Here is a 22,235-nt window from a genome sequence, read left to right as displayed (position 1 = left end):
AATTTTATTTTATCTAATTTATACTTTAGCAATCAACAATAATTAGATATAAAAGGTTGGTCGAGTACAATTATACTTATGAAACTTATAAGACACAACTTAATTATTATCTCAGATTATGATTACTACAACATAAAAGATTTGAAGATTGGTACCGCTACAGAGCTAGAGCTTTTTATAAAAAAAGATGAAGATTTCTATATGGTGATTGAAGTTGGCACTCAAGTTACAGAAGAACTTTATGCAGAGATAACTGGATATAAGTACATATATATATTAAAAAAAGAGATTGCCAACAAAGCCATTGCTCATGATAATTTGAGAGATTTAATTGACGAGAACAGAGATGATTTAAAAAAAATTATTGATATTTTATATGAGTTCAATAATCAAATTTTTGATAATTTTCTTAGTAGCAAAGAGAATAAAATTGATTTAGAGAGTGTTAAATCCATCGTAAAATCAACTATTTTCCTAATTAAAGATAAACAAGAATTTATTCGCGATATAATGCCCTATCTATCGGTTGGCGACAAACTATCAAATCACTCACTGCATGTAGCAATGTATACAATAAAGCTCGCAGCACTACTTGATTTTGATGATAATAATCTTATAAGGATAGGAACAGCTGCGCTTTTGCATGATGTTGGTTATAAAAATATCTCTAATGATACTTTAAATAAAACGACCAGATTGAGTGACAAAGAGACGCAACAAATCCATCAACACTCTCAATATAGTATAAATATACTTTTACAAAACGGTATAGATGATCTGCTTATAATAGATGGGGTCTTGCACCATCATGAACGATATGATGGTAGTGGTTATCCAAGAAGGTTTAAAAAAGATAGAATATCAAACTTTGCTTCTATTTTAGGAATCTGTGATGTTTTTGATGCCCTAACAAATAGCAGACCACACAGAAAAGAGTTCAAAACATTTGATGCGTTAAATATGATGCTAAAAGATCCATCAATGGTCAATAAATTCAATATAAAATATCTTCTACTTGCCATAAAATCACTCTAGTATCAAGTACTTATTGCTCCTTGGCAAATCTATGCTTAGGTTTAATATAAGAGTCAATACAATATAATTGATTTTCATCTATAAAATGCCTGTTTTAGAAAAGTAGTAGTAAAAAAATAAAAGTTAATATCTTTATGATATAACAAAACTATATATATGTTATAATTACACCTTAATTTACTAATAAAAAAGGATAATTTTGAAAAATAAATTTACTTCTCTTTTCATAACACTATGCACTAGCGCCTCTCTTTTAGCTGCTTCACAATCTCTTTCATTAGATGAAGCAGTAGAGATATTAAAAAATCAAAATCTAGAGATTAAGAGTGCTACCTTAGACATAGAAGTTGCTACTCATGATGCCAAAAGTGTTTCAGGGAGCCACTTGGGTAAGCTTGATTTTATACAAGATTTTGCAAACTCAAACGATGCTGGGAATGTTTTTGGCTTTAAACTTACTTCAAGAGAGGCAACTTTTGGGGATTTTGGTTTTTCTGATTTTTTAACACCTCCGCCAGGAACAACAAACATACTTAATGTTCAGCCACATGATTTAAACTATCCAGATTCAAGAAACTTTTTTCAAAGCAAACTAAAGTATGAAATTCCTGTTTTTACTGGGTTTAAAATAACGAGTTACGAAGAAGTTATGAACTCTATTAAAAAAATCAAGAAGCTTGAAAAATCACAAGTTATAAGTGAAAAAATATATGAAACAAGAAAAAGTTTTTATGATATGGCGCTACTTGAAGAGTCTATTTCAAATCTGAAAGTTATTCTTCAAAACATAAACACTCTTGAGAATATAACAAATGAGATGATTAGCAGCGGCTATGCAAAAAAAATTGATTTGTTAGAAGTTAGGGCCAAAAAAGGTAATGTTGAGAGACTGATTTCACAATTGGAGTTAAACGAGAAATTACTTTATCATTACATAAGTTTTTTACTAAATCAAAAAATATCATCTATTCAAACATCAGCGCTAGAGATAAAAATGCCATCTATGACTAATAGTGAGATATTAAATAAAAACCTAGACATTCAAATGGCAAATAGTGCTTTGTCTATCAAAAAAAGTATGATTAGCGTTTCAAAATCATCTCTGTATCCAATGGTTGGGGCATTTGCGGAAGTAGCAACTGCTGATAATAACTTTCTAGGAAATGCAGGCGATCATTCTTCTTATACAGTTGGCGCTAGAGCTACTTGGAATATATTTAACGGTGGCATAGATAGTGCAAATATTGAAAAGTCAAAAGCAGAATATTTAAAGACAAAAACGCAAGTTGAACTTGCAAATAGTGGTATTGAGCTCAAAATTGAGAAGATAAGAACAGAGATAGACAGCTTCAATAAAGATATAGAATCGTTAGAAAAAGAGTTGTTACTTGCTGATGAAATTTATAAAAATTACGAGACAAGATATAAAGAAAAACTCTCTTCAATGAGTGATGTGGTAATAAAACAATCAGAACAGATTCAAAAAATTCTACAACTAGAAGAGACAAAAAATAAGCGAAACGAGAGAGTTTTTGCACTTGAAAAATTAGCAAATGGAGAAAATAAATGATAAACAATAAACCACAAAGCGTAAAACTACTGAATGGTTTCAGTAGAAAAATCATAATACTCGGGCTTATGACAGCTTCGCTTATGGCAGAGAGCATAACGCTCTCAGGGGCAGTAATAAGTGATAATAGGAAAATGATAACAAGTCGCTTTATGGGCTTTGTGACAAATGTAAAAGTATCAGAGGGTGATTTTGTTAAAAAAGGGTCACTTCTTTATACGATTGATTCAAAAGAGATTGATTCTGCACTAACACAAGTGCAACTTGGTATTTCACAAGCGGAGTTATCACTTCAGATGTATAAAAATCAACATACAAATATAAAACTAAACCTTGAGCGTCACAAAAGACTTTTAGAAAAAGATATGGTTTCAAAATTTGAAGTTGAAAATTTAGAGTTAGCTGAAAAAAACTTAACAGATATGATAACTATTTCTACAAAACAGGTGGAACAGGCACAAGCTAGATTGCTTGAAGTAAAAAATCAATATCGTTACTTAAATGTTACAGCTCCTAATGATGGTGTTATTGTAAGTAAAAACATCAATGTTGGCGAAATGGCTATGCCTGGTATGCCTGCATTTGAACTATCGGATTTAAGTAACCTTAAAATTTCTGCTGAAATTTCAGAAGACAATCTTTCAAGCATAAAAGAGGGCAAAAAAGTAATTGTAAACATACCGTCAAAAAACATTAAAACAACAGGAATAATTAGCGCGATTATCCCTAGCTCAAACCCTATGACACACTCATTTAAGATAAAAATCTCTTTTAAAAATATATACAAATCAATCTATCCAGGTATGTATGCTACCGTTGTTGTTGAGTAAGGCCTGAAGATGAGTAGTTATAAACCAACAGATATTGCAGGAAAACTAGCATCTGGATTTATCAGAAATCCGCTGACTATTATCCTTGGTATTTTCGTTCTAGCTATTGGGTATCTATCACTTAGTATTATGCCTCGTGAAGAGAATCCTCAAATGGTAGTAAGTGGTTCCACTGTTATCGTTGCACTCCCTGGAGCAAGTGCCGCAGAGATTGAGAAAGTAATAGTTAGACCGCTCGAGAGAAAGCTAAAAGAGGTCAAAGGAGTTGAGCACATATCTGGCATGGCCATGGATAATGTAGGGATAGTCAACGCTGCATTTTTTATAGGTGAAGCCAAAGAGGGTTCAAACTTAAAAGTGTATGACAAAATCATGCAAAATGCTGGAATGTTTCCAAAAGGTGCTATGAATCCAATCATAAAACCATTAGATATCGATGTGGATATTCCAGTTGTATCTGTTGCTTTTTATTCAAAAAATGAAAATATGAGCAAGACAGATTTGTATGATAAAGTAAAAAATATACAACACCATATAAATGGACTTAAAAATGTTGCTGTTACAGAGCTAAAAGGTGGAAATAAACATCAATTTAACATTGAAGTAGATTTGCAGAAACTCTCTGGATATAACATCTCTATGGGACAAATAGTTCAAGGAGTTGAGTCTCTATCATACAGCGTTCCAGCTGTAAAAAATAGAACTTCATCAAATGAAATTGTAATGCTTGGTGTAAAAAATGCCATTGAGAGTGCCGACGATATTGGCAACATAATCGTTGCTCAATATATGGGTTCGCCAATTTATTTAAAACAGATTGCAAAAGTCACAAACTCTTATGACATACAAAACTTTAAGTCAGCAACTATCAGTAAAAAAGACGAAAAAGGAACTTTTTCCCCTCTTGCAAATCAAGTAACTCTAACGGTGTCAAAACTCCAAGGAACGAATGCTGTTTTAATCGCAGATGCCGTTAAAACAGAACTTAAACATTATGAAAAACTTCTGCATAAAGACGGAATAAACTATGTAATTACAAGAAATGATGGGCAAAGAGCCGATGAAGCAGTTAATGAACTAGTTTTTCATCTCTTGCTCTCCATTGTAATTATTGCAATTTTACTTGTTTTAGTGCTTGGCTGGAGAGAGTCTCTTATAGTTACATTTACTGTCCCAGCTATTTTGGCTATTACTCTATTTGTGGCGTATTTGAGCGGGCAGACTATAAACAGGATTACCCTCTTTGCATTTTTGCTCTCGCTTGGACTCTTAGTGGATGCAGCCATTATTGTTATAGAAAATATTCATAGACATTATCACTCTAAAGAGTCTGAGCATAAAAGTGTGGATGATATCATGATTGAAGCCACAGATGAGATTGGAGCACCTACCAATATCGCAACTCTGGCAATTATCATGACAATGGTTCCTATGGCATTTGTTGGACAAATGATGGGACAGTTTATGAAACCAATCCCAGCAAATGTTCCTGTGGCACTTATTGCATCGCTTTTTATTGCTTACATATTTACACCATATTTAGCAGTTAGAATATTGAAAAAACCAAAATTTTATAGCGAGGAGAAAAAATAATGTTTGAAAAATTTGAACACACTGTTCTTGGCGGTATTCAAAGTCCAGCAAAAAGAAACTTAATTCTCTTAGCAACTCTTGTAGCTTTTATCTTATCAATACTGATGATAGCACCAAGTAAAATGGTTTTGGCAAAAATGCTTCCAGGCAAAAACAACGATACATTTACAATATATACAACACTCGCCGAGGGAAGTTCAATAGAGCAGACAAAAGAGGTAACTGAGTGCGTCTCTGGATACATAAAAAAAGAGAAAGAGATAGAAGATTTTGAAATCTTTTTAGGTATGGGAGCTCCGCTTGATTTTGCAGGACTCATAAAAGGTTCACACTTTAAAAATTCTGAAAATGTCGCTGAGATTGTTGTTAACCTTGCAAAAAAACATCACAGAACAGAGCCGTCATACTTAATGGTTCAGAGAATGAGAAAAGATATACAAAATAGTTGTGCCTCTATATATAAAAACAGCACAATAACTTTCGTTGAACCTCCAGCTGGTCCTCCGGTGCTTGCAGCCCTTGTTGCTGAAATATACGGGAGCAACACAGACGGGATAAGGAAGCTATCAAACAAAGTCGAGAGTATATTTAAAAAAACCAGTGGTTTAGTTGATGTAGAAGTTATGCAAGATGAAATCTACAACACATTTGAAGTAGAGGTTGACAGCACTAAAGTCTCTCTCTCTGGAGTAAGTGTAAAACAACTGAATGATGTATTGTATTTAGCATTTGAGGGTATGCAAATAGCTGTAAAGAACTCTGATGTTATCAATGATCAAGTTCCAATTTACCTATCTCTTAGCAAAGAGTCAAAAAAATTCTCCTCTAAAGATTTAGAGTCGCTTAAGGCTAAACTCTCTTCTTTGAAGCTCATGAACCAAAGAGGGATGATGGTCTCCATCACAGAACTAGTAAAAATTGTGCCTAAAAAATCCAATCCTATGATTATGAGTAAAGATTTGCACCAAATTACAAATGTCATGGCGGAGACAGATATGGTTTCACAAGTTTATCCTCTCATGGATGCAAGAAATGAGATACTTAGTAAATTTAGTAGTGAGTACAATATACAAAAGATAGGTCTGTTTGATCTTGAGCTTATAGATAAAAAGACAGGAGAAATTTATAAGATTGTTTGGGATGGAGAGATGAAAGTAACACTTGATACTTTTGTTGAACTAGGAGCTGCATTTATCGCGGCACTCGTACTTATATTTTTACTTATGGTAATTTATTATAAGAGCTATACTCTAAGCGGAATCATACTTTTAGGCTCATTCTTGTCAATTATAGGAGTAATAGTTGGTCACTTCATAATGAATATATTTACAGCTGATACATTCTTTTTAACCGCTACTTCACTTATTGGATTTATCGCCCTAATAGGAATCAGCTCAAGAAACTCTCTTCTGTTGATAGACTTTACAAAATCACTTATGAGAGATAAAAAAATGGCTAAAGCGGAAGCCATAGCATGTGCAACAGCAACTCGTGCTAAACCAATCTTTCTAACAGCCGCTGCCATCATTCTAGCTTCAACTCTTCTAGCTGGAGACGCTGTTTTTGGTGGACTTGGCGTTTCACTTATCTTTGGAACTATTGCTGCAGTTGTTGCATCTTTGATAATTGTTCCTATACTTATGTTTAACGCTGATCTAAAAAGACATTTTGGTTTAGACTAAAGTGGGAAACTGTAGTTGTTATATTATAACAACTACATATAGAATTTTTATGTAGAAATAATCTTCACAAATCTAAAGATTTGTGAAAGAAATCATATTATAAGCGAGCGTATCTAACACTTATACAAGCATCAATTTTCAACAGCTCATCCAGCGTATCGTCACTAATAATACTATCAACTAAAATAACAGCTAGGGCTTGCTTTTTATCATTTCTTGCAAGTGAAAAATCTGCGATATTTACATTGTACTTTGCCAAAGTTGTTCCAATTTGCCCAATAACGCCTGGTACATCTTGGTTTTTAAGTATTATCATGTCACCTTTTAGTGCTACTTCGATATCAAAACAATCAATAGAGACAATTCTAAAAACATTATCGTCAAAAATTGTAGCACCTATCGTAGTCGTCCCGCCCTCAGCAGTTGTAAGCTTTATTGTAATTAAATTTTTATAAACAACTGAGTCATTTAATGCTTCAAACTCTACTTTTATGCCCTTTTCTTTTGCAACAAAATCAGCATTCACATAGTTAATCGTATCGTCACTCATTTGACTCATAGCACCAACCGCCACAAATGTAGAGAGAGAATCTACAAATTTTGCTATTTCGCCTTGACCACTAACTTTTATTGCGATTATTTGAGATTTGTTAAGCTGAGACTCTAAAAAACCAATCTTTTGCCCCATCTCTAAAAACGGTTTAACAAAAGGTGGAATTTTTGATTCATCAATTGGAAGATTCATAGCATTGGGATACGATATTCCCTTTGCAGCTTGTATCGCATTTGCAGCAGCTTGAACACCAATATTGTATTGAGATTCATAAGTGTTCGCTCCTAGGTGTGGAGAAACCGTAACATTATCAAGGTCTAAAAGTGGATTATTTATTGCTGGCTCTTTCACAAAAACATCAATTCCTGCAAATCTAATTTTACCATTTGTAAGCCCTGTATAGAGTGCTTCTTCATTGTAAAGACCACCTCTAGCACAGTTAATCAAAACAACACCATCTTTCATTTTAGAAATCTCAGCACTATTGATTATATTTATAGTTTCTTGATTTTTAGGAGTATGGATTGTTATAACATCACAAGCTAAAATATCATCAAAATTTTTAGTATATGTCATATTTAAATCAGTTACTTTTGAAGGGTTTATGTATGGGTCGTAAGCGACTATATCCATCTCAAACGCAGCAGCTCTTTTTGCAACACGAGAACCAATATTGCCAAAGCCAATTACTCCAAGTTTTTTACCTTTTAGTTCATAACCATACCACTTCTCTCTTTTCCAAACTCTCTCTTGCTTTAAGTGGTTATGTGAATATGGAAACATTCTTACACAAGATAACATATGCGCCATTGTAAGTTCAACCGCAGCAATTGTGTTTGCAGTTGGTACATTCATAACAATAATACCTTCTTTTGAGCAGCCAGGAATATCTACATTATCAACACCAACTCCAGCACGGACTATTGCTTTCATGTTCTTTGATGCTGCAATAAATTTTTCATCAACATCAGTAGAACTTCTTGTTATTGCTACATCAGCTGAAGCTAAAATATCAAGTAGTTTTATTTTATCTTCATCTGCTGCCATGATAAAATTTATATTTTTATCATTTCGAAGCATTTCTAATCCAGCTTCATGAATGTGGTCACAAACCACTATGGTATGTTTTTGCATTATATATCCTCTTTGATTAGCCCTATTTTGGCTGAAATTTGATAATTTTTTAGAACTACAACAAGAGAGTTTAACTTCTCTTTGTCTTGGGAGTAAACATATAGCTCAACTCCACTTTTGTCTTGCTTCAGATAATATTTTAATTTATGTTGTTTGAGTTCTTCTTTTAAACAAAAAAGCTGATATGGATCTAAAGATTGTGCGGAGAGTTTGTATACTGTTCTGGTTGCTACACTTTCATTTAAATCAATTTTTATAAAAACTTCATTAACTGGGTAAAAATATCCAAGTTTTTCTGTTTTAGAAAAGTAGTCTAACCAATTTTGCTTTAGCTCTTTTACAGTAACTTCACTTTTATGTTTTAATTGAACATCATCTCTTAAATTCTCATTTGAATTTATAGAAATAAAAAAAAAGATAAGAAAAATAGCTACCCCAATTGCAATAAGCGGAGTAAGCCACTTCAAAATCTTTTGCATGCTATCTACTTGAATTTATCTTTAATCAAATCACCCAACGAGTGTGATTCATTGTCGTTAATATCTTCTAGCATTGCTTGATTTTTTATGTAATCTAATTTTTTAACAGATAGGCGGATACGGTCACGACGAGTATCTATAACCGCAATAACTGCTTCAATTTTTTGACCAACAGAGAGTTCACTTTTAACAAGCGGAGACAAATCTTCATCACGAATCAACGCATCAATTCCATTTTCTAAAGATACAAATACACCAAATTCTTTAATATCTCTAATCGTCCCACTAACAACAGCATTTATTTTATGTGTAGTTGCAAATTTATCTATTGGACTCTCCAAAAGAGCTTTTCTGCTTAGGGATATTTTTTGATCTTCTGGGCTTATTTTAGCAATTTTTACTTCAATCTCTTCGCCGACTTTTAGTAAATCTCTACATTTAACATTTTTATCCCAAGAGATATCTTGATTGTGTAAAAGTCCTTCAACTCCAGAAATGCGGACAAAGGCACCAAAATCAGTCAAAGATGTAACTGTTCCTGTTACACAATCTCCCTCTCTGTGTTTCTTCATAAAATCATCAAATGGCTTAGGTAAAAGTCTCTTTAACGAAACACGAAGTTTATGAGTTTTAGAATTTATTTCAATAACTTCAACATCAATCTCTTGACCAACACTTAAATAATCAGCAGGATTTTTAACATTTTTATCCCATGAAATCTCAGATATATGCAAGAAGCCTTCAATGTCATTTCCTAAATCAACAAATACACCATAAGCTTCAACATTAGAAACAGTTACAGTAATAGTGTCACCCTCATCAAGCTCACTCTCAACTTCTGCCCAAGGATCAGATTGAACAGCTTTTATAGATAGCGAAAGATGCCTCTTGTCTTTATCATATGAAATAGCTTTTACAGTTATAACATCACCATCTTTATAGAGTTTAGATGGATTAACTGGGCCTTTATAGCTAATTTCATTATAATGAACTAAACCATCAACCCCGCCAACATCAACAAACATTCCATAGCTGGTTATTTTCTTGATTGTTCCCTCAACGATTGCGCTTTCTTCTAAAAGTTTGTCTATGATGTCTTTTTTCTTTTTTCTCTCTTCATTGAATAGTTTTCTACGAGATACAACTATAGAGTTTTGCTCTTCATCAATCTTAACAACTTGAGCTTTTATTTTACGACCAATTACTTCATCTGTCTCCTTAAAGGCAGCCAATGAACGAGGCATAAAGAATGAGATATCATCAGCTTCAACTACAAAACCACCACGGTTTTTCTTAGTGATAATACCTTCAATAATAATCTCTTCAAAATTCTCTTTGTTTTTTTCAATAAAATCAATAGTTTTTTGTAACTCTAAAACTTTTTTATAAGATATCTTAGGACGCTCATTGTAGTATCCAGTTACCATTACTTTGATTTTATCACCAGTTTTAAATTTTAGCTCTCCATTTTCACTGATTTCGTCTAAGCTCAGAACTCCTTCTAGCTTATCGCCAACACCTACTAATGCTCTGTTTTCAGCAACCTGAATCTCAACAATCTCGCCCTCTACTATACGACTAGTCTCTTGCTGTTTCTCGCTTGCTGCAAACATTTCTGCAAAATTTTCTTCTTCAAATAATTCGTTATCGAACGCCATTACCCATCCTCTTGTTACATAAAAATTTCGTGATTGTATCCTATTATTAATAATTTTCTTATTAATAATAGGAGATTATAAAAGTGATATTAACAATTTTTTTCAATTGAATTAACAACACTCTGTATAATCCAATCTGGAGTAGATGCACCAGCACTTATTCCACAGAACTCTTTATTTTTAAACCATTCATAGTCTAAATCATTCTCATCTTCTATATGATAGCTATCTTTGCAGTTATCCTTTGAGATGCTAAAGAGTTGTTTTGTATTAGATGAATCTTTTCCACCAATTATTATCATAATATCAGCTTTAGTAGAGATCTTTTTTACAGCTTCTTGATTTTCAAATGTTGCATTGCAGATAGTGTTAAATACTCTAACTTCTTTGTAGCGAGGAATCAAATAATTAGCAACTTCCATGTAATCTTCAACGCGTCTTGTTGTTTGTGCTACTAGTGCTATTTTGTCTTTCAATTTAACATCTATAAGTTCTTTTGAGGATGTTACAACTATAGCACCAAAGGTTGCATAGCTCTTAACACCTTTTATTTCAGGATGAGCCTCGTCACCAAAAATAATTATTTCATATCCAGCCTCACTCATCTCCTGACAAATTTGCTGTGGCTTTGTTACATAGGGACAAGTTGCATCAACAACATCTACTCTGTTTGCTTTTAGTTCTGCTAGCTCGTCCTTAGGTATTCCATGAGTACGAATTACAGCTTTGTCGCCAGATAAAAAACTCTTATGATTATTTGCCAAACCAACATTAAAGTCTTTTTCTAATCTTTCAATCTCTTTTGAATTATGGATTAATGGGCCATATGTTGTTGAGTTTTTATTCTCTTCGGCAATTTTTATAGCTCTTTTTACACCAAAGCAAAATCCATAATTTTCAGCTAATTCAATTTTCATAACTGTTTTTCTCCTTAGTAAAAAAGGTTTTTATTTATCTATTCTAGTAATTTTTTCAACTATTTCGAAAAAGTTTGGAAACGAGGTGTTGATACAATCAATATCCTTAACAACCATTCCGCATCTCATTCCAGCAATAATAAAACTCATAGCAATTCTATGGTCTCCATGGCTGTTTATTGTAGCTTTTTTTAACTCTCCACCAACTACGCTATAGCCGTCTTCAAACTCTTCAACCTCTATGCCACAAGCCCTTAGACCATTTACGACAGTTGAGATCCTGTCACTCTCTTTTACACGAAGTTCCTCGGCATTTTTTACAATACTAATACCATCCGCACACGCAAACGCTATAGAGAGTGCTGGAAGTTCATCTATGAGCCATGAAATATTATCTTCAATAGTAATTGCTTCAAGCGGAGCATACCTTACATGTATGTTTCCGATTGGCTCATATTTACTCTCCGTAATCTCATACTTTATATCCGCGCCCATCCTCTCTAACGCTTTAAAAGCTTCAATTCTTGTTATATTTAGGGTGACGCCTTCCAGAATAACATCAGAATCAGGAGTTATGGCAGCAGCAACAGCAAAGAAAAATGCACTTGATGGATCGGCTGGAACTCTAATATTAAGAGGATTTAAAAGTTTTTTCATAGGCTTGATTATCGTAGTTAAACCATTCACTTCAATCTCTGCACCCATTCCCTTTAGCATTCTCTCCGTATGGTCACGACTTAGCTCTGGTTCACTATATGTGCATACTCCATCTGCTCTAAGAGCAGCCAGAATCATGGCACTTTTAACTTGCGCTGATGCAATTTTGCTCTCATAATTAAAGGCTTTTAAGGAAGCTCCTCTTATGCTTAGCGGAGCCAAATCTCCGTTGTTTCTTCCATCAAGCTTTGCACCAATATCGCGAAGTGGAGCCGTTACTCTCTTCATGGGACGGCGACGAAGATACTCATCTCCACTTAATATAAAATGACCATCTGCAGAGCTTAAAAGTCCACAAAAAAGTCTCATTCCTGTTCCGGAATTACCACAATCTAAAATTTCACTACTCTCTTTTATACCACCTGAACTTATCTTGATTGTAATACCATCATCACTAACTATTGCGCCAAGATTTTTAACGATACTTAGTGTGTTCATGGTATCTTCGGCCCTTAAAAAATTAGTTATCTCACTTGTTCCCTCTGCCAGCATTGAGAACATAGCACATCTATGGGATATAGATTTATCAGGAGCAATATCAGAAATAGAGAGTGAAAATTTACACGATTTAGTAACTTCTACGCTGTTCATCTGAGTCCAACTCCGAGTTTATTTTTAAGTGACTCCAAGATGCTATCCATTACACTTGAAATATCATCCTCTTCTAATGTTTTTTCAAAAGATTGTAAAATAAAACGGATAGACAAACTCATATTTTCACCAAGAGATTTATCGCTATATTTATCAACAACATAAAAACGGACAAGCTCACTGCTTGCGGATGATTCAATTGTTGATTTAACTTTTTCATAACTCATTTTTTTTGGCATTATGATACTTAAATCTCTAAAAGAAGCTTGATATTTTGATGATTTTTTTGCTCTCTTTAGCTCATTTGGAAGTTTGTCAAAATCAAGTTCGCACATAAATGTTACATCTAAATCATAGCAATTTTCAACATCTGGATGAAGACGGAAAAGCTCTCCAATTGGCTTGCCATCTATTAACACTTTAGCACATTGGTATATGTGAGATAGTGAATGTGCTGTATTATATTGTTGTAGTTCAAAACTACCTACGATATCAGATAATGCTTGAGCAAATAGTGCAAAATCAACCTTCATAGGTTTTCCAGAGTTAGTTAAGTTTTCAGACTCTCTGTAACCACTAAAAAGCATCGCCATTTTCATCGATTCTTCTCTTTTTGAATTAAATACCGAACCAACTTCAAAAAGTTTTATTGATGAGTAACCATTTTTACTATTATGAGATGCTGATTTTAAAAGCCCTGTAAGCAGCGTTGTTCTAAGCGTATCCAAAGTGCTGATAATTGGATTTAGCAGCTCCAAACTTTCATCAACTGTCTCGAAACCATATTTTTTTAGAGTTTTTTTATCATCAAAAACAAAACTTACTGACTCAAAAAAGCCACTATAGGCTGCTTTGTGTCTATATATTGATCTCTTTTTATAGCTAAAATAGTCATCTTTTAGTCTGTTTTCTTCTGTAAATGCAAAAGCTTTCGATGGAATATTATCAATCCCAACAAGACGAACAATCTCTTCAGCTATATCTTGTTTGTTGTATATATCATGTCTAAATTTAGGAACCAAGACAACGAAAGAGTCAGTTGAAGATTTGATTTTGTTAAAGCCTAGATTCTTTAATATATTTGCAATTTTTGCCTTGTCAATATTTGCACCAATAATCTCATCAATCTCAGATTTGGTTACATTTATTATTCTATCCTCATCTACTTTGGCATACTCGATTGCACCACCATAAACAACTGACGATGAGTTGAGCTCGATGAGGTTTAGGCAAAAATCAAGGCCTACATTTAACTCAGGTTCGCTTCCTCTTGATGTTTTATAATATAGTGCGTCAGAATTTATTTTAACTTCTTGCATTTTTCTAGAAATTATCTCTGGCGATATATAGCTCGCTTCAATAAAAATAACTCCATTATCGACGCTAATTCTAGACTCCTCATCCTGAATAACACCTACAACAGAAGCCCTATTTTGTGCCATAACACAAACAAATCCATTATTATCTTTGACTAACTCTATTTTTGCCATGCTCTCTTTATTTACAGAGAGGAACTCATGACTATATGCTCTTAAGATTACGCCGCTGCTATGTGTTGCATAGAGCAATATAGAGTCTATATTTGTGGATTTTTTCTCATTAATTTGAGCTAATCTGAGCTTTATAATAAAAGGTAAATTTATATTTTCTACATCCACAGCCTTGTATCGCACAGAAACATCTAGATTATTTTCATGAGAGAAAGTTAAAACTCTACCAATACCAACTCTTTTTTCTTCATTCTCTTTTATATTTTTATCTTTTAAAATTCTATCATATGCGGCACCTAGGTCTCTAGCAACACCCCTTATGCTTAAACAGTCACCACGATTTGCTGTTAGTTCTATCTCTATTATATCATCATTAAAAAAAGTGTTTGTGCAAACCTCTTGACCTAGCTTAAACTTACCGATACTGCCATCAAGCTCTAAAATCCCATCTTGCAGATCTTCTAGTCCTATCTCACTCGCAGAACATATCATACCATCTGATTCGATACCGCGAAGCTTTACCGGTTTTATTACTAAACCACTTGGCATTACAGCGCCGATAGTTGCTACAACGACGGTTAAACCTGCTCTAACATTAGATGCACCGCATACAATTTGACGAGTACTCTCTCCAATGTCAACCTGACAAACACTAAGTTTATCTGCCTCTGGATGCTTAACACACTCAAGAACTCGACCAAATATTATCTTGTTTGGAATTTTATATGTTTTCACGCTATCAACTTCTAAACCTATTGAGTTAAGTGTTTTAACCAAATCATCTGTCGTGATTCCGCTTAAATCAACCCACTCATTTAACCAACTTTTAGTAACTATCATCGAAACTGCTCCAACAACTTAATATCTCCCTCAAAAAGCGAGCGAAGATCTCCTATTTGATGGATAAGCATTGCAAATCTCTCAACACCTAAACCAAAAGCGTAACCACTTACATTTTTATATTTAACTGCTTCAAACACATTTGGATCAACTATTCCACAACCCAGAACTTCCAGCCAACCAGTTTTTGAACAAACCCTACAGCCATCTCCACTACAAAAAACACAAGAGATATCTACCTCCGCCGATGGTTCAGTGAAAGGGAAAAAAGATGGACGAAATCTGACTTTTACATCACCAAACATATACTTTAAAAAATCCTCTAAAATATACTTTAGATTTGCAAATGAAACTTTCCCCTCTTCGTCCACTAAAAGACCTTCAACTTGATGAAACATAGGCGTGTGTGTAATATCATAATCACGGCGAAAAACAGCACCTGGAGCTATCATACGAATCGGTGGTTTTGTGCCCATCATCGTTCTTATCTGAACTGGCGAAGTATGTGTACGAAGAAGCATCTCGTCTTTAAAATAAAATGTGTCTTGCATATCACGAGCTGGATGATATTTAGGGAGGTTTAGAGCTTCAAAGTTATTGAAATCATCCTCAACCATATTCCCTGTTTTTATAGCAAAATTCATACTTGAAAAATACTCAACAATTCTATCCATTGTCTCAATCACAGGATGAAGAGCTCCTGCTTGACTTTGTGAACTAAAAAGAGATACATCAATAGCTTCAGCCTTCATGGCCTCTTGCAACTCTACTGTTTGAAGAACTATTTTTCTACTGTTTAGCTCATTCATAAGTTCATTCTTGTGAATATTTAACTCTTGTGCTATTTTTGATTTTTCTTCATCTGATGCTGTTTTCATTTTAGCAAACTCTTCCGCTAAAACACCCTTTTTACCAAACACAGATATGCGAATATCTTCGATGCTCTCAACACTCTGTGCCTCTCTTATTGCGTCATACCATTTTTTCAAAATTATCTCACTCATTAGAGGAAAATATCCTCTTAAATTTTAATATGGATTATAGTCAAATATATTTTACATATAGCTTCATTTACCTGTTTGTATGCTAGAATAAAAGAATTTTTTTATATAATTAGCCCACAAGAACAAGAAATAAAGGAAAGAAAATGTGTTTATTTTGCAAAATATCTAATCATAAAATTCCATCAAATACAGTACTAGAAAATGATGAATTTATAGCATTTCATGACATAAATCCAAAGGCTCCAGTTCATATACTTGTAATTCCAAAAACTCATGTTGAAAGCTTTAATGATGTAGATTCAAATATAATGGCAAAAATGACACTTTTTATTCATGAAGTTGTTAACGAAATGAACCTCAAAGATAGCGGATATAGAGTTATTACTAATGTTGGCGATGATGGTGGGCAAGAGGTAAAACATCTTCATTTTCACATACTCGGTGGTGCAAAACTAGCTTGGACGCACTTAAGCGACACCGATCCTAAAGTATTTTTATAACATTAACACTGTCTTTAATTAAAAAAATGGAATTGAAATGATTAAAAAAATTATAATAATCTCCTCAACAGTAACTCTGCTTAGCGCCCAAAGTGCGGATGACTTTGCAAGAGAGCAGATGCAAGGATTTCAAAAAGAAAACTCTAAATTTGATACATTCAAAAAAGAGACAAATAGAGAGTTTGAAAACTATAAAAAAGCTCAAGAAAAAGCAATACTTGATTACAAAAAAGAGGTTGGAGCCTACTGGGATGATCCAAAGCTCTCTGATAAAAAAAATTGGGTCTCTTATACTTTAGATAAAAAAATAAGAACCAGCGTGGATTTTGAGCATGAAAAAATAACCATTGAGGTAATCTCTTCAAACCCAAACGAAGCGAGACAAAAACTCCGTCAAGCCCTAGCAAGAGTTGTCACTATTGATACAAAAAAGGTCCAGGAGAGTGATCCATTAGAGCAAAAACTACAAAAAATAGCTAAGCCAGATGGTATTGTTGACGCCCCAACAAAAGCAGAACCGATACTCTCTGGTATCATGCTTGGAAAATCGCCAACACAAAATAGTTTAAAAGAGTTTGTAGATAAAAATACAGACGATCTAGATATATCATCAAAAGAATCAAGCAAAATTAGAAATGATAAGATTTACACACTAAGCGTAAAGATGCCAGACAATGCAACACTAGAGAGGTCAAAAATATTTTATAGTGATGTAAAAGAGCATTCACTTAAGCAACAAATACCTATCTCATTAATTTACGCTGTTATACATACTGAGAGCTGCTTTAATCCATATGCAAGATCTTTTATTCCGGCATATGGTCTCATGCAAATAGTTCCAAGCAGCGCAGGATTAGATACATACCAATTTTTATACAGTGAAAAGAAATTGATGAGTGATGAATATCTATATAATAGTACAAATAATATAACTATTGGTTCTGCATATTTACATATACTTTATTACAAATATCTAAAAGAGATAAAAGATCCACAAAGCCGTCTTTACTGCACCGTTGCGGCCTATAATACTGGTGGCGGAAATGTAGCATGGGCATTTGTAAAAAGCAATGACATGAAAAAAGCAGCGTTAATTATAAATAGTATGACAGCGGATGATGTATACAATAAGCTTCTTAGTGACCTAAAATATGAAGAACCGAAAAATTATCTTAAAAATGTGCTTAGTAGAATTACCATATATGAGAAAATTTATAGTGAGTAAATATTTAAAGAGGGTGGAGAAATTCTAAAAAAGCGATTTAGAATTTTCACCCCATTCTCTTCTGCTGAACATGGCTTTTAGTTCATAAGTAACTATTGCCACAATAGCAAATAACAGTAGTACAAAAACAGCTTCTAGCATAATATCTCCTACATAAGACCATGTTTATTTAGTCTATATGCAGCATTAGCATTAACTATACCAACTTACTAGATTAGCTTGGGCAAGACTCTATTTTTCCCAAATCAATCTTTGCTCCACCACCTGAAATCATCTTTTGGTTTTCACAAACAATGTTTCCATTGTGAATTATAGAGTATGAAATCTCCGTTGTGTCTCGGATAGTATTTATAGTTGAACAGTATGTCTCCAACGATGCCATAACCCATCTTGAAGCCATTATATCATCAGCATCTGAGTTGAATCTATATGTCAAATGAAGCTGATTGAACTTTCTTGGTTGTTCTTCGTTTCTGACAACTTCGCCATCTATAGCCAAATTAGATACCGTTTTACCTTGATTTTTAGGTAGCAAAACTATGTCAGTTGCACTGCATGAGATAACTCCTGCTAGAAAATACTCAACAGGTGAAATTGTTGGGCAGTCGATTATAAAGCTACTTTTTTCAGTTTTTGCTTCAAACTTCATTCCATCTTGGTGCGATACGGTTACTTTCATCTACTTCTCCAAAAAAGTTTTAAAATATTGCAGTTGTTCTTTTGTTCTGATGCTAGCAGTTCCACCGGCGGAGGTTCTCGCGTTCATTGAGTTTGTGATGGATAAAAATTCCAAAACATCACCACCTATTCTGCTATCTATATCTTGAAGATACTTGAGCTCAATATCGCTTAAGTCAATTTTCAACTCTTCACTTTTTGCAACAGCTTTTCCTGTTATAAAATGAGCCTCGCGGAATGGAATATTGCATTTTTGTACCAGATAATCAGCTAAATCCGTAGCGCTTAAATGCCCAACCTTAGAAGCTTTGAGCATGTTGTGAGGTTTTACCTGCATAGTTTTGATTGCTTCTTTTAATATCGCTAAAGATATTTCAGCAGTCTCAACTGCATCAAAAACACCCTCTTTATCCTCTTGCGTGTCTTTGTTATACGCCAAAGGAAGCCCCTTCATAACAGTTAGAAGTCCCATAAGTGAGCCATAAACTCTTCCTGTTTTTCCGCGTAAGAGTTCTGGAACATCAGGATTTTTCTTTTGTGGCATAATAGAAGAGCCAGTCGAGTACTCATCGCTAAGCTCAACAAATGCGAACTCATAACTAGACCACATAACAAGTTCTTCGCTGAGTCTCGATATGTGCATCATCATAGTTGAGATGCCAAACAAAATCTCTAATGCGAAATCCCTGTCACTAACAGTATCTAGACAGTTGATGCTAACTTCATCAAATCCCAAAAGTTCCGCTGTCATATCTCTATTGATATTATGTGGTGTTCCAGCGAGTGCAGCACAGCCAAGGGGAGAGACATTGTTTCTTTTATGTGAGCTTTCAAATCTCTCAATATCTCTTTTAAACATTGACAAATAAGCACCCAAATGAAAACCAAAGTTAATTGGTTGAGCATGCTGAAGATGTGTCATCCCTGGGAGCAAGGTTTCCGTATGTTTATGAGCAACCACTAAAATCTCACTCATCAAAAGTTTAAGAGCATCAACTATCTCTAAATTTTTTCTCAGAACATAACGACGAAAATCAACCGCAACTTGATCATTTCTACTTCTTGCGGTGTGAAGTTTTTTTCCAGTATCGCCAATAATTGCCGTTAGGCGCTTCTCAATAGCCATATGCAAGTCTTCATCTGAAATCTTCCACTCAAATTCGCCTGATTCTATCTCTATCATAACTTGACTCAAACCATCACTTATTTGGTGAAACTCTTCTGTGGTTAAAATTCCTTGTTTGGTTAGCATTGCGGCATGAGCCAATGAACCCTCAATATCTTCACGATAAAGTTTTCTATCAAACATAATAGATGCATTAAATTGATCCAAGAGTGTTGAAGCAGTTGCAGAAAAACGACCTGACCACATTTTGTCCATGATTTCTCCAGTAGTAAAAAGTTCGGTATTTTAGCTAAATTATATGATTTTACAAAATTAAAGAGGGACAAAAACAGATAGAGAAAACTCTACCTGTGAAGATTTATATTAATTACAAGCTGGTACATTTCCACTATCTTGCGCGTACTCTTTCATAAAATCTTTCAAGTGTTTAGCACTACTGGCGAAGTCATCACTCTGAAAATATTCAACAGATGGTTCAGCTTTTCTATTTTTGCTTTCAATATGAATTTGGGCCAATGCCTCTCCACCATTTCTCATTAGGCTTGCCCACTCTCTTTTTTTCTTAGTAGCTATAAACTCTTGTCCAGCATGATGACAAATTACACACTTTTTAACATACTCTTTTTGACCTTTATAGACAGCAGCACTACAATCCATAGAGCTCAAAAGAAAAAAGGACGATACGACGATTAAAAATTTATTCATGAGTTAGCCTTAATAATAATTAATTATAGTACACAACTATTTATTATACGAACCTTATAAAATAGCACAAAGAATACTTTTTTTCACATGCAGCTATAATTGAAATTTTTTATATATTTTATCATCTAAATCCCAGATGTCTCTTTGCTTTAATGACTCAACAACAGACTCTGTACAGTCAACATCATCTGGCCACTCTCTAGTAAATCCATCTAACAAATTTTTTGTTGTTCCATCAATAGCAACCATAGGATCTGATATATAAATATCTCTAATAGCATCCATATTGTTAGTGACTCTCCAAATTAACATATATGGATTAAAAATATCATTTTTAAGCTCATCAACAAAAATAACTACTCTTAAATTTGAACTTAGTTTAGTAAGCGCATTAAAATGCTCTTTTACATTTTTTGTTTTTTTAATGGAGATTACCGTAATTGGATTTTTAGTTCTTCTCATATACTGATGGAGGTCTACTGTATCTGGCACAAGTTCTTTTACTTTAACAAGAAGTTCCTCATCACCCAAAAGCTCTGGAGGCTCAATTCTTTTTCCAACAGTTACATCAATACCAAGCTTTCCACCAACTAAAGACTCTGGCGAAGAGTGATCAAGTGCGTCTAAAATTCCCTCTGAGATAAAAAGTGATTTTGGAGTAAATCTATCTAATATGTATGAAGTTAGAGATTCGTAGTTGTCTAATTTAGGAGAATTTTCATCTAAGAATATAGCATGTTTTACAAAACTCATCTGCCCTGCACCCCAAAATGCATGCATAAACTGTTTGGCGTGACCTTTATAATGTGGTTGCATTTTTGCCAAAATAAGGTTATGAAAACCTGCATTTTCTGGCATATGATAATCAAGTAAATCAGGTGCGGTTGTTTTTAAAAGTGGAAAAAATATCTTCCCTGTCGCCCATCCCATATACTTATCTTCCAGTGGCGGCTTCCCAACAACTGTAGCTAAAAAAGTACGATTTTTTTTCATAGTAATCGCACTTACTTCCATAACTGGATATGACTCTTTTAGTGTGTAGTAGCCAGTATGATCTCCAAATGGACCCTCCATTCTCATATTTTGAGTATCAACCCATCCCTCAATTACATAATCAACATCTTGCGGTATATAAAGTGGGGTCGTTAGAGATTTTACTAATTTTGCTGGCTCTTTTTTGATAAGTCCATACATAAGTAGCTCATTAACACCATAAGGAAGTGGAGCGGTTGCACACCAAGTATAGAGCGGGTCTCCACCGATAGCAACACTTACAGGCATTTTTTTACCAGCTTTTTGATACTGATCAAAGAAATGAGAAGAGTCTTTATGAATCTGCCAGTGCATACCTAGATGATTTTTATCATAAACTTGGAGTCTATACATACCAAGATTTACCATATCGCCATCAAGACTCTGCGTATAAACCTGCCCCATAGTAATAAAAGGTCCACCATCTTGCTCCCAAGTAGTAAGAACTGGCAGTTTAGACAAATCTATATTTTCGTCCAGATATTTAATCTCTTGACATGCGCCTTTTGATTTTAACTTTTTAGGAAATATATTTTTAAGCGCAAACAAATCACCTGCCATAGATAACTTATCCATAAATTTAGCTGGTGGTTTCATATGAAGAAGCTTTGTTATCTCATCAGCAACAGACTCTATAGTTCTGCCAAAAAGTAGTTCACACCTTTTGTATGAGCCAAAAATATTCATAGCAACAGGCTCTTCAAATTTTAAGCCATTCTTTTTATCAACAACGCTAGTAAAAAGAAGTGCTTTACCGCCATCTTTTTTCTTTACCTCTGCATATGCTAAATGAGGAATCTCAAGATAAATATCAAGCTCATCACTAATAATTCTCAACTCATTATTTTTTTTTAACAGTTCTATAGTTTTTTTCAT

The 22,235-nt window shown here is 34.0% G+C and carries 17 protein-coding genes and 1 pseudogene; 7 read left to right on the top strand and 11 right to left on the bottom strand.

All coding sequences use genetic code 11. From position 1 onward, the window contains the following. Nucleotides 1-78 precede the first annotated feature (78 nt). From PHV22_RS01895 to PHV22_RS01875, 5 genes are all read left to right on the top strand, one after another. The gene (locus tag PHV22_RS01895) at nucleotides 79-1,035 is read left to right on the top strand and encodes an HD domain-containing phosphohydrolase (protein WP_295021225.1); all 957 of its coding nucleotides are present in this window, start codon (nucleotides 79-81) and stop codon (nucleotides 1,033-1,035) included. Between the two features lie 199 nt (nucleotides 1,036-1,234). Further along, nucleotides 1,235-2,605, top strand: coding sequence for a TolC family protein (locus tag PHV22_RS01890; protein WP_295021227.1), 1,371 nt, complete (start codon nucleotides 1,235-1,237; stop codon nucleotides 2,603-2,605). Continuing rightward, on the top strand, nucleotides 2,602-3,435 hold the full coding sequence (locus PHV22_RS01885) for an efflux RND transporter periplasmic adaptor subunit (RefSeq protein WP_295021229.1): 834 nt from the start codon (nucleotides 2,602-2,604) through the stop codon (nucleotides 3,433-3,435). The genes PHV22_RS01890 and PHV22_RS01885 overlap by 4 nt, the downstream gene beginning before the upstream one ends. Nucleotides 3,436-3,444: 9 nt before the next feature. Further along, on the top strand, nucleotides 3,445-5,028 hold the full coding sequence (locus PHV22_RS01880) for an efflux RND transporter permease subunit (protein WP_295021231.1): 1,584 nt from the start codon (nucleotides 3,445-3,447) through the stop codon (nucleotides 5,026-5,028). Continuing rightward, nucleotides 5,028-6,710 (top strand): efflux RND transporter permease subunit, encoded by a 1,683-nt coding sequence (locus tag PHV22_RS01875; RefSeq protein ID WP_295021232.1) that lies wholly within the window; start codon nucleotides 5,028-5,030, stop codon nucleotides 6,708-6,710. Before PHV22_RS01880 ends, PHV22_RS01875 begins: the two co-directional genes overlap by 1 nt. Nucleotides 6,711-6,807: 97 nt before the next feature. Here PHV22_RS01875 and serA read toward each other — a convergent pair whose 3' ends face one another. From serA to pheS, 7 genes are all read right to left on the bottom strand, one after another. Further along, entirely contained in the window at nucleotides 6,808-8,397 is a 1,590-nt protein-coding gene (gene serA / locus PHV22_RS01870; RefSeq protein WP_295021234.1) for a phosphoglycerate dehydrogenase, read from the bottom strand. Further along, on the bottom strand, nucleotides 8,397-8,876 hold the full coding sequence (locus PHV22_RS01865) for a hypothetical protein (protein WP_295021236.1): 480 nt from the start codon (nucleotides 8,874-8,876) through the stop codon (nucleotides 8,397-8,399). Before PHV22_RS01865 ends, serA begins: the two co-directional genes overlap by 1 nt. 5 nt (nucleotides 8,877-8,881) lie before the next feature. Beyond that, complete coding sequence (locus tag PHV22_RS01860; RefSeq protein WP_295021238.1) at nucleotides 8,882-10,534, bottom strand: 30S ribosomal protein S1; 1,653 nt, start codon at nucleotides 10,532-10,534, stop codon at nucleotides 8,882-8,884. A gap of 89 nt (nucleotides 10,535-10,623) precedes the next feature. Then, entirely contained in the window at nucleotides 10,624-11,451 is an 828-nt protein-coding gene (locus PHV22_RS01855; RefSeq protein ID WP_295021240.1) for a 4-hydroxy-3-methylbut-2-enyl diphosphate reductase, read from the bottom strand. Nucleotides 11,452-11,481: 30 nt separating this feature from the next. Beyond that, nucleotides 11,482-12,759 (bottom strand): 3-phosphoshikimate 1-carboxyvinyltransferase, encoded by a 1,278-nt coding sequence (aroA, locus tag PHV22_RS01850; protein WP_295021242.1) that lies wholly within the window; start codon nucleotides 12,757-12,759, stop codon nucleotides 11,482-11,484. After that, a complete protein-coding gene (gene pheT / locus PHV22_RS01845) occupies nucleotides 12,756-15,089 on the bottom strand; it encodes a phenylalanine--tRNA ligase subunit beta (protein WP_295021244.1) in 2,334 nt (777 codons plus the stop codon). The genes aroA and pheT overlap by 4 nt, the downstream gene beginning before the upstream one ends. Further along, entirely contained in the window at nucleotides 15,086-16,093 is a 1,008-nt protein-coding gene (pheS, locus tag PHV22_RS01840; protein WP_295021246.1) for a phenylalanine--tRNA ligase subunit alpha, read from the bottom strand. The genes pheT and pheS overlap by 4 nt, the downstream gene beginning before the upstream one ends. A 134-nt stretch (nucleotides 16,094-16,227) precedes the next feature. Between pheS and PHV22_RS01835 the strand changes: the two are divergent. Further along, nucleotides 16,228-16,593, top strand: a pseudogene (locus PHV22_RS01835) (histidine triad nucleotide-binding protein); the annotation flags it as partial. 37 nt (nucleotides 16,594-16,630) lie between these two features. Further along, on the top strand, nucleotides 16,631-17,818 hold the full coding sequence (locus PHV22_RS01830; RefSeq protein WP_295021248.1) for a murein transglycosylase domain-containing protein: 1,188 nt from the start codon (nucleotides 16,631-16,633) through the stop codon (nucleotides 17,816-17,818). A 214-nt stretch (nucleotides 17,819-18,032) separates the two neighbouring features. On the opposite strand, the gene PHV22_RS01825 is transcribed toward PHV22_RS01830, so the two are convergent. The 4 genes from PHV22_RS01825 to PHV22_RS01810 all read right to left on the bottom strand — a co-directional run bounded on the left by PHV22_RS01825 (nucleotide 18,033) and on the right by PHV22_RS01810 (nucleotide 22,235). Next, complete coding sequence (locus PHV22_RS01825) at nucleotides 18,033-18,497, bottom strand: OsmC family protein (RefSeq protein WP_295021250.1); 465 nt, start codon at nucleotides 18,495-18,497, stop codon at nucleotides 18,033-18,035. Beyond that, nucleotides 18,498-19,877, bottom strand: coding sequence for an argininosuccinate lyase (argH, locus tag PHV22_RS01820; protein ID WP_295021252.1), 1,380 nt, complete (start codon nucleotides 19,875-19,877; stop codon nucleotides 18,498-18,500). A gap of 108 nt (nucleotides 19,878-19,985) precedes the next feature. After that, nucleotides 19,986-20,327, bottom strand: a complete 342-nt coding sequence (locus PHV22_RS01815) for a cytochrome C (protein WP_295021254.1) — start codon at nucleotides 20,325-20,327, stop codon at nucleotides 19,986-19,988. 93 nt (nucleotides 20,328-20,420) lie between these two features. Then, nucleotides 20,421-22,235, bottom strand: a complete 1,815-nt coding sequence (locus PHV22_RS01810) for a menaquinone biosynthesis decarboxylase (protein ID WP_295021256.1) — start codon at nucleotides 22,233-22,235, stop codon at nucleotides 20,421-20,423.

Origin of the sequence: Sulfurimonas sp., from assembly GCF_028713515.1 — a bacterium.
Taxonomy (GTDB): domain Bacteria; phylum Campylobacterota; class Campylobacteria; order Campylobacterales; family Sulfurimonadaceae; genus Sulfurimonas.
This window is presented reverse-complemented; position numbering and strand designations above follow the sequence as displayed.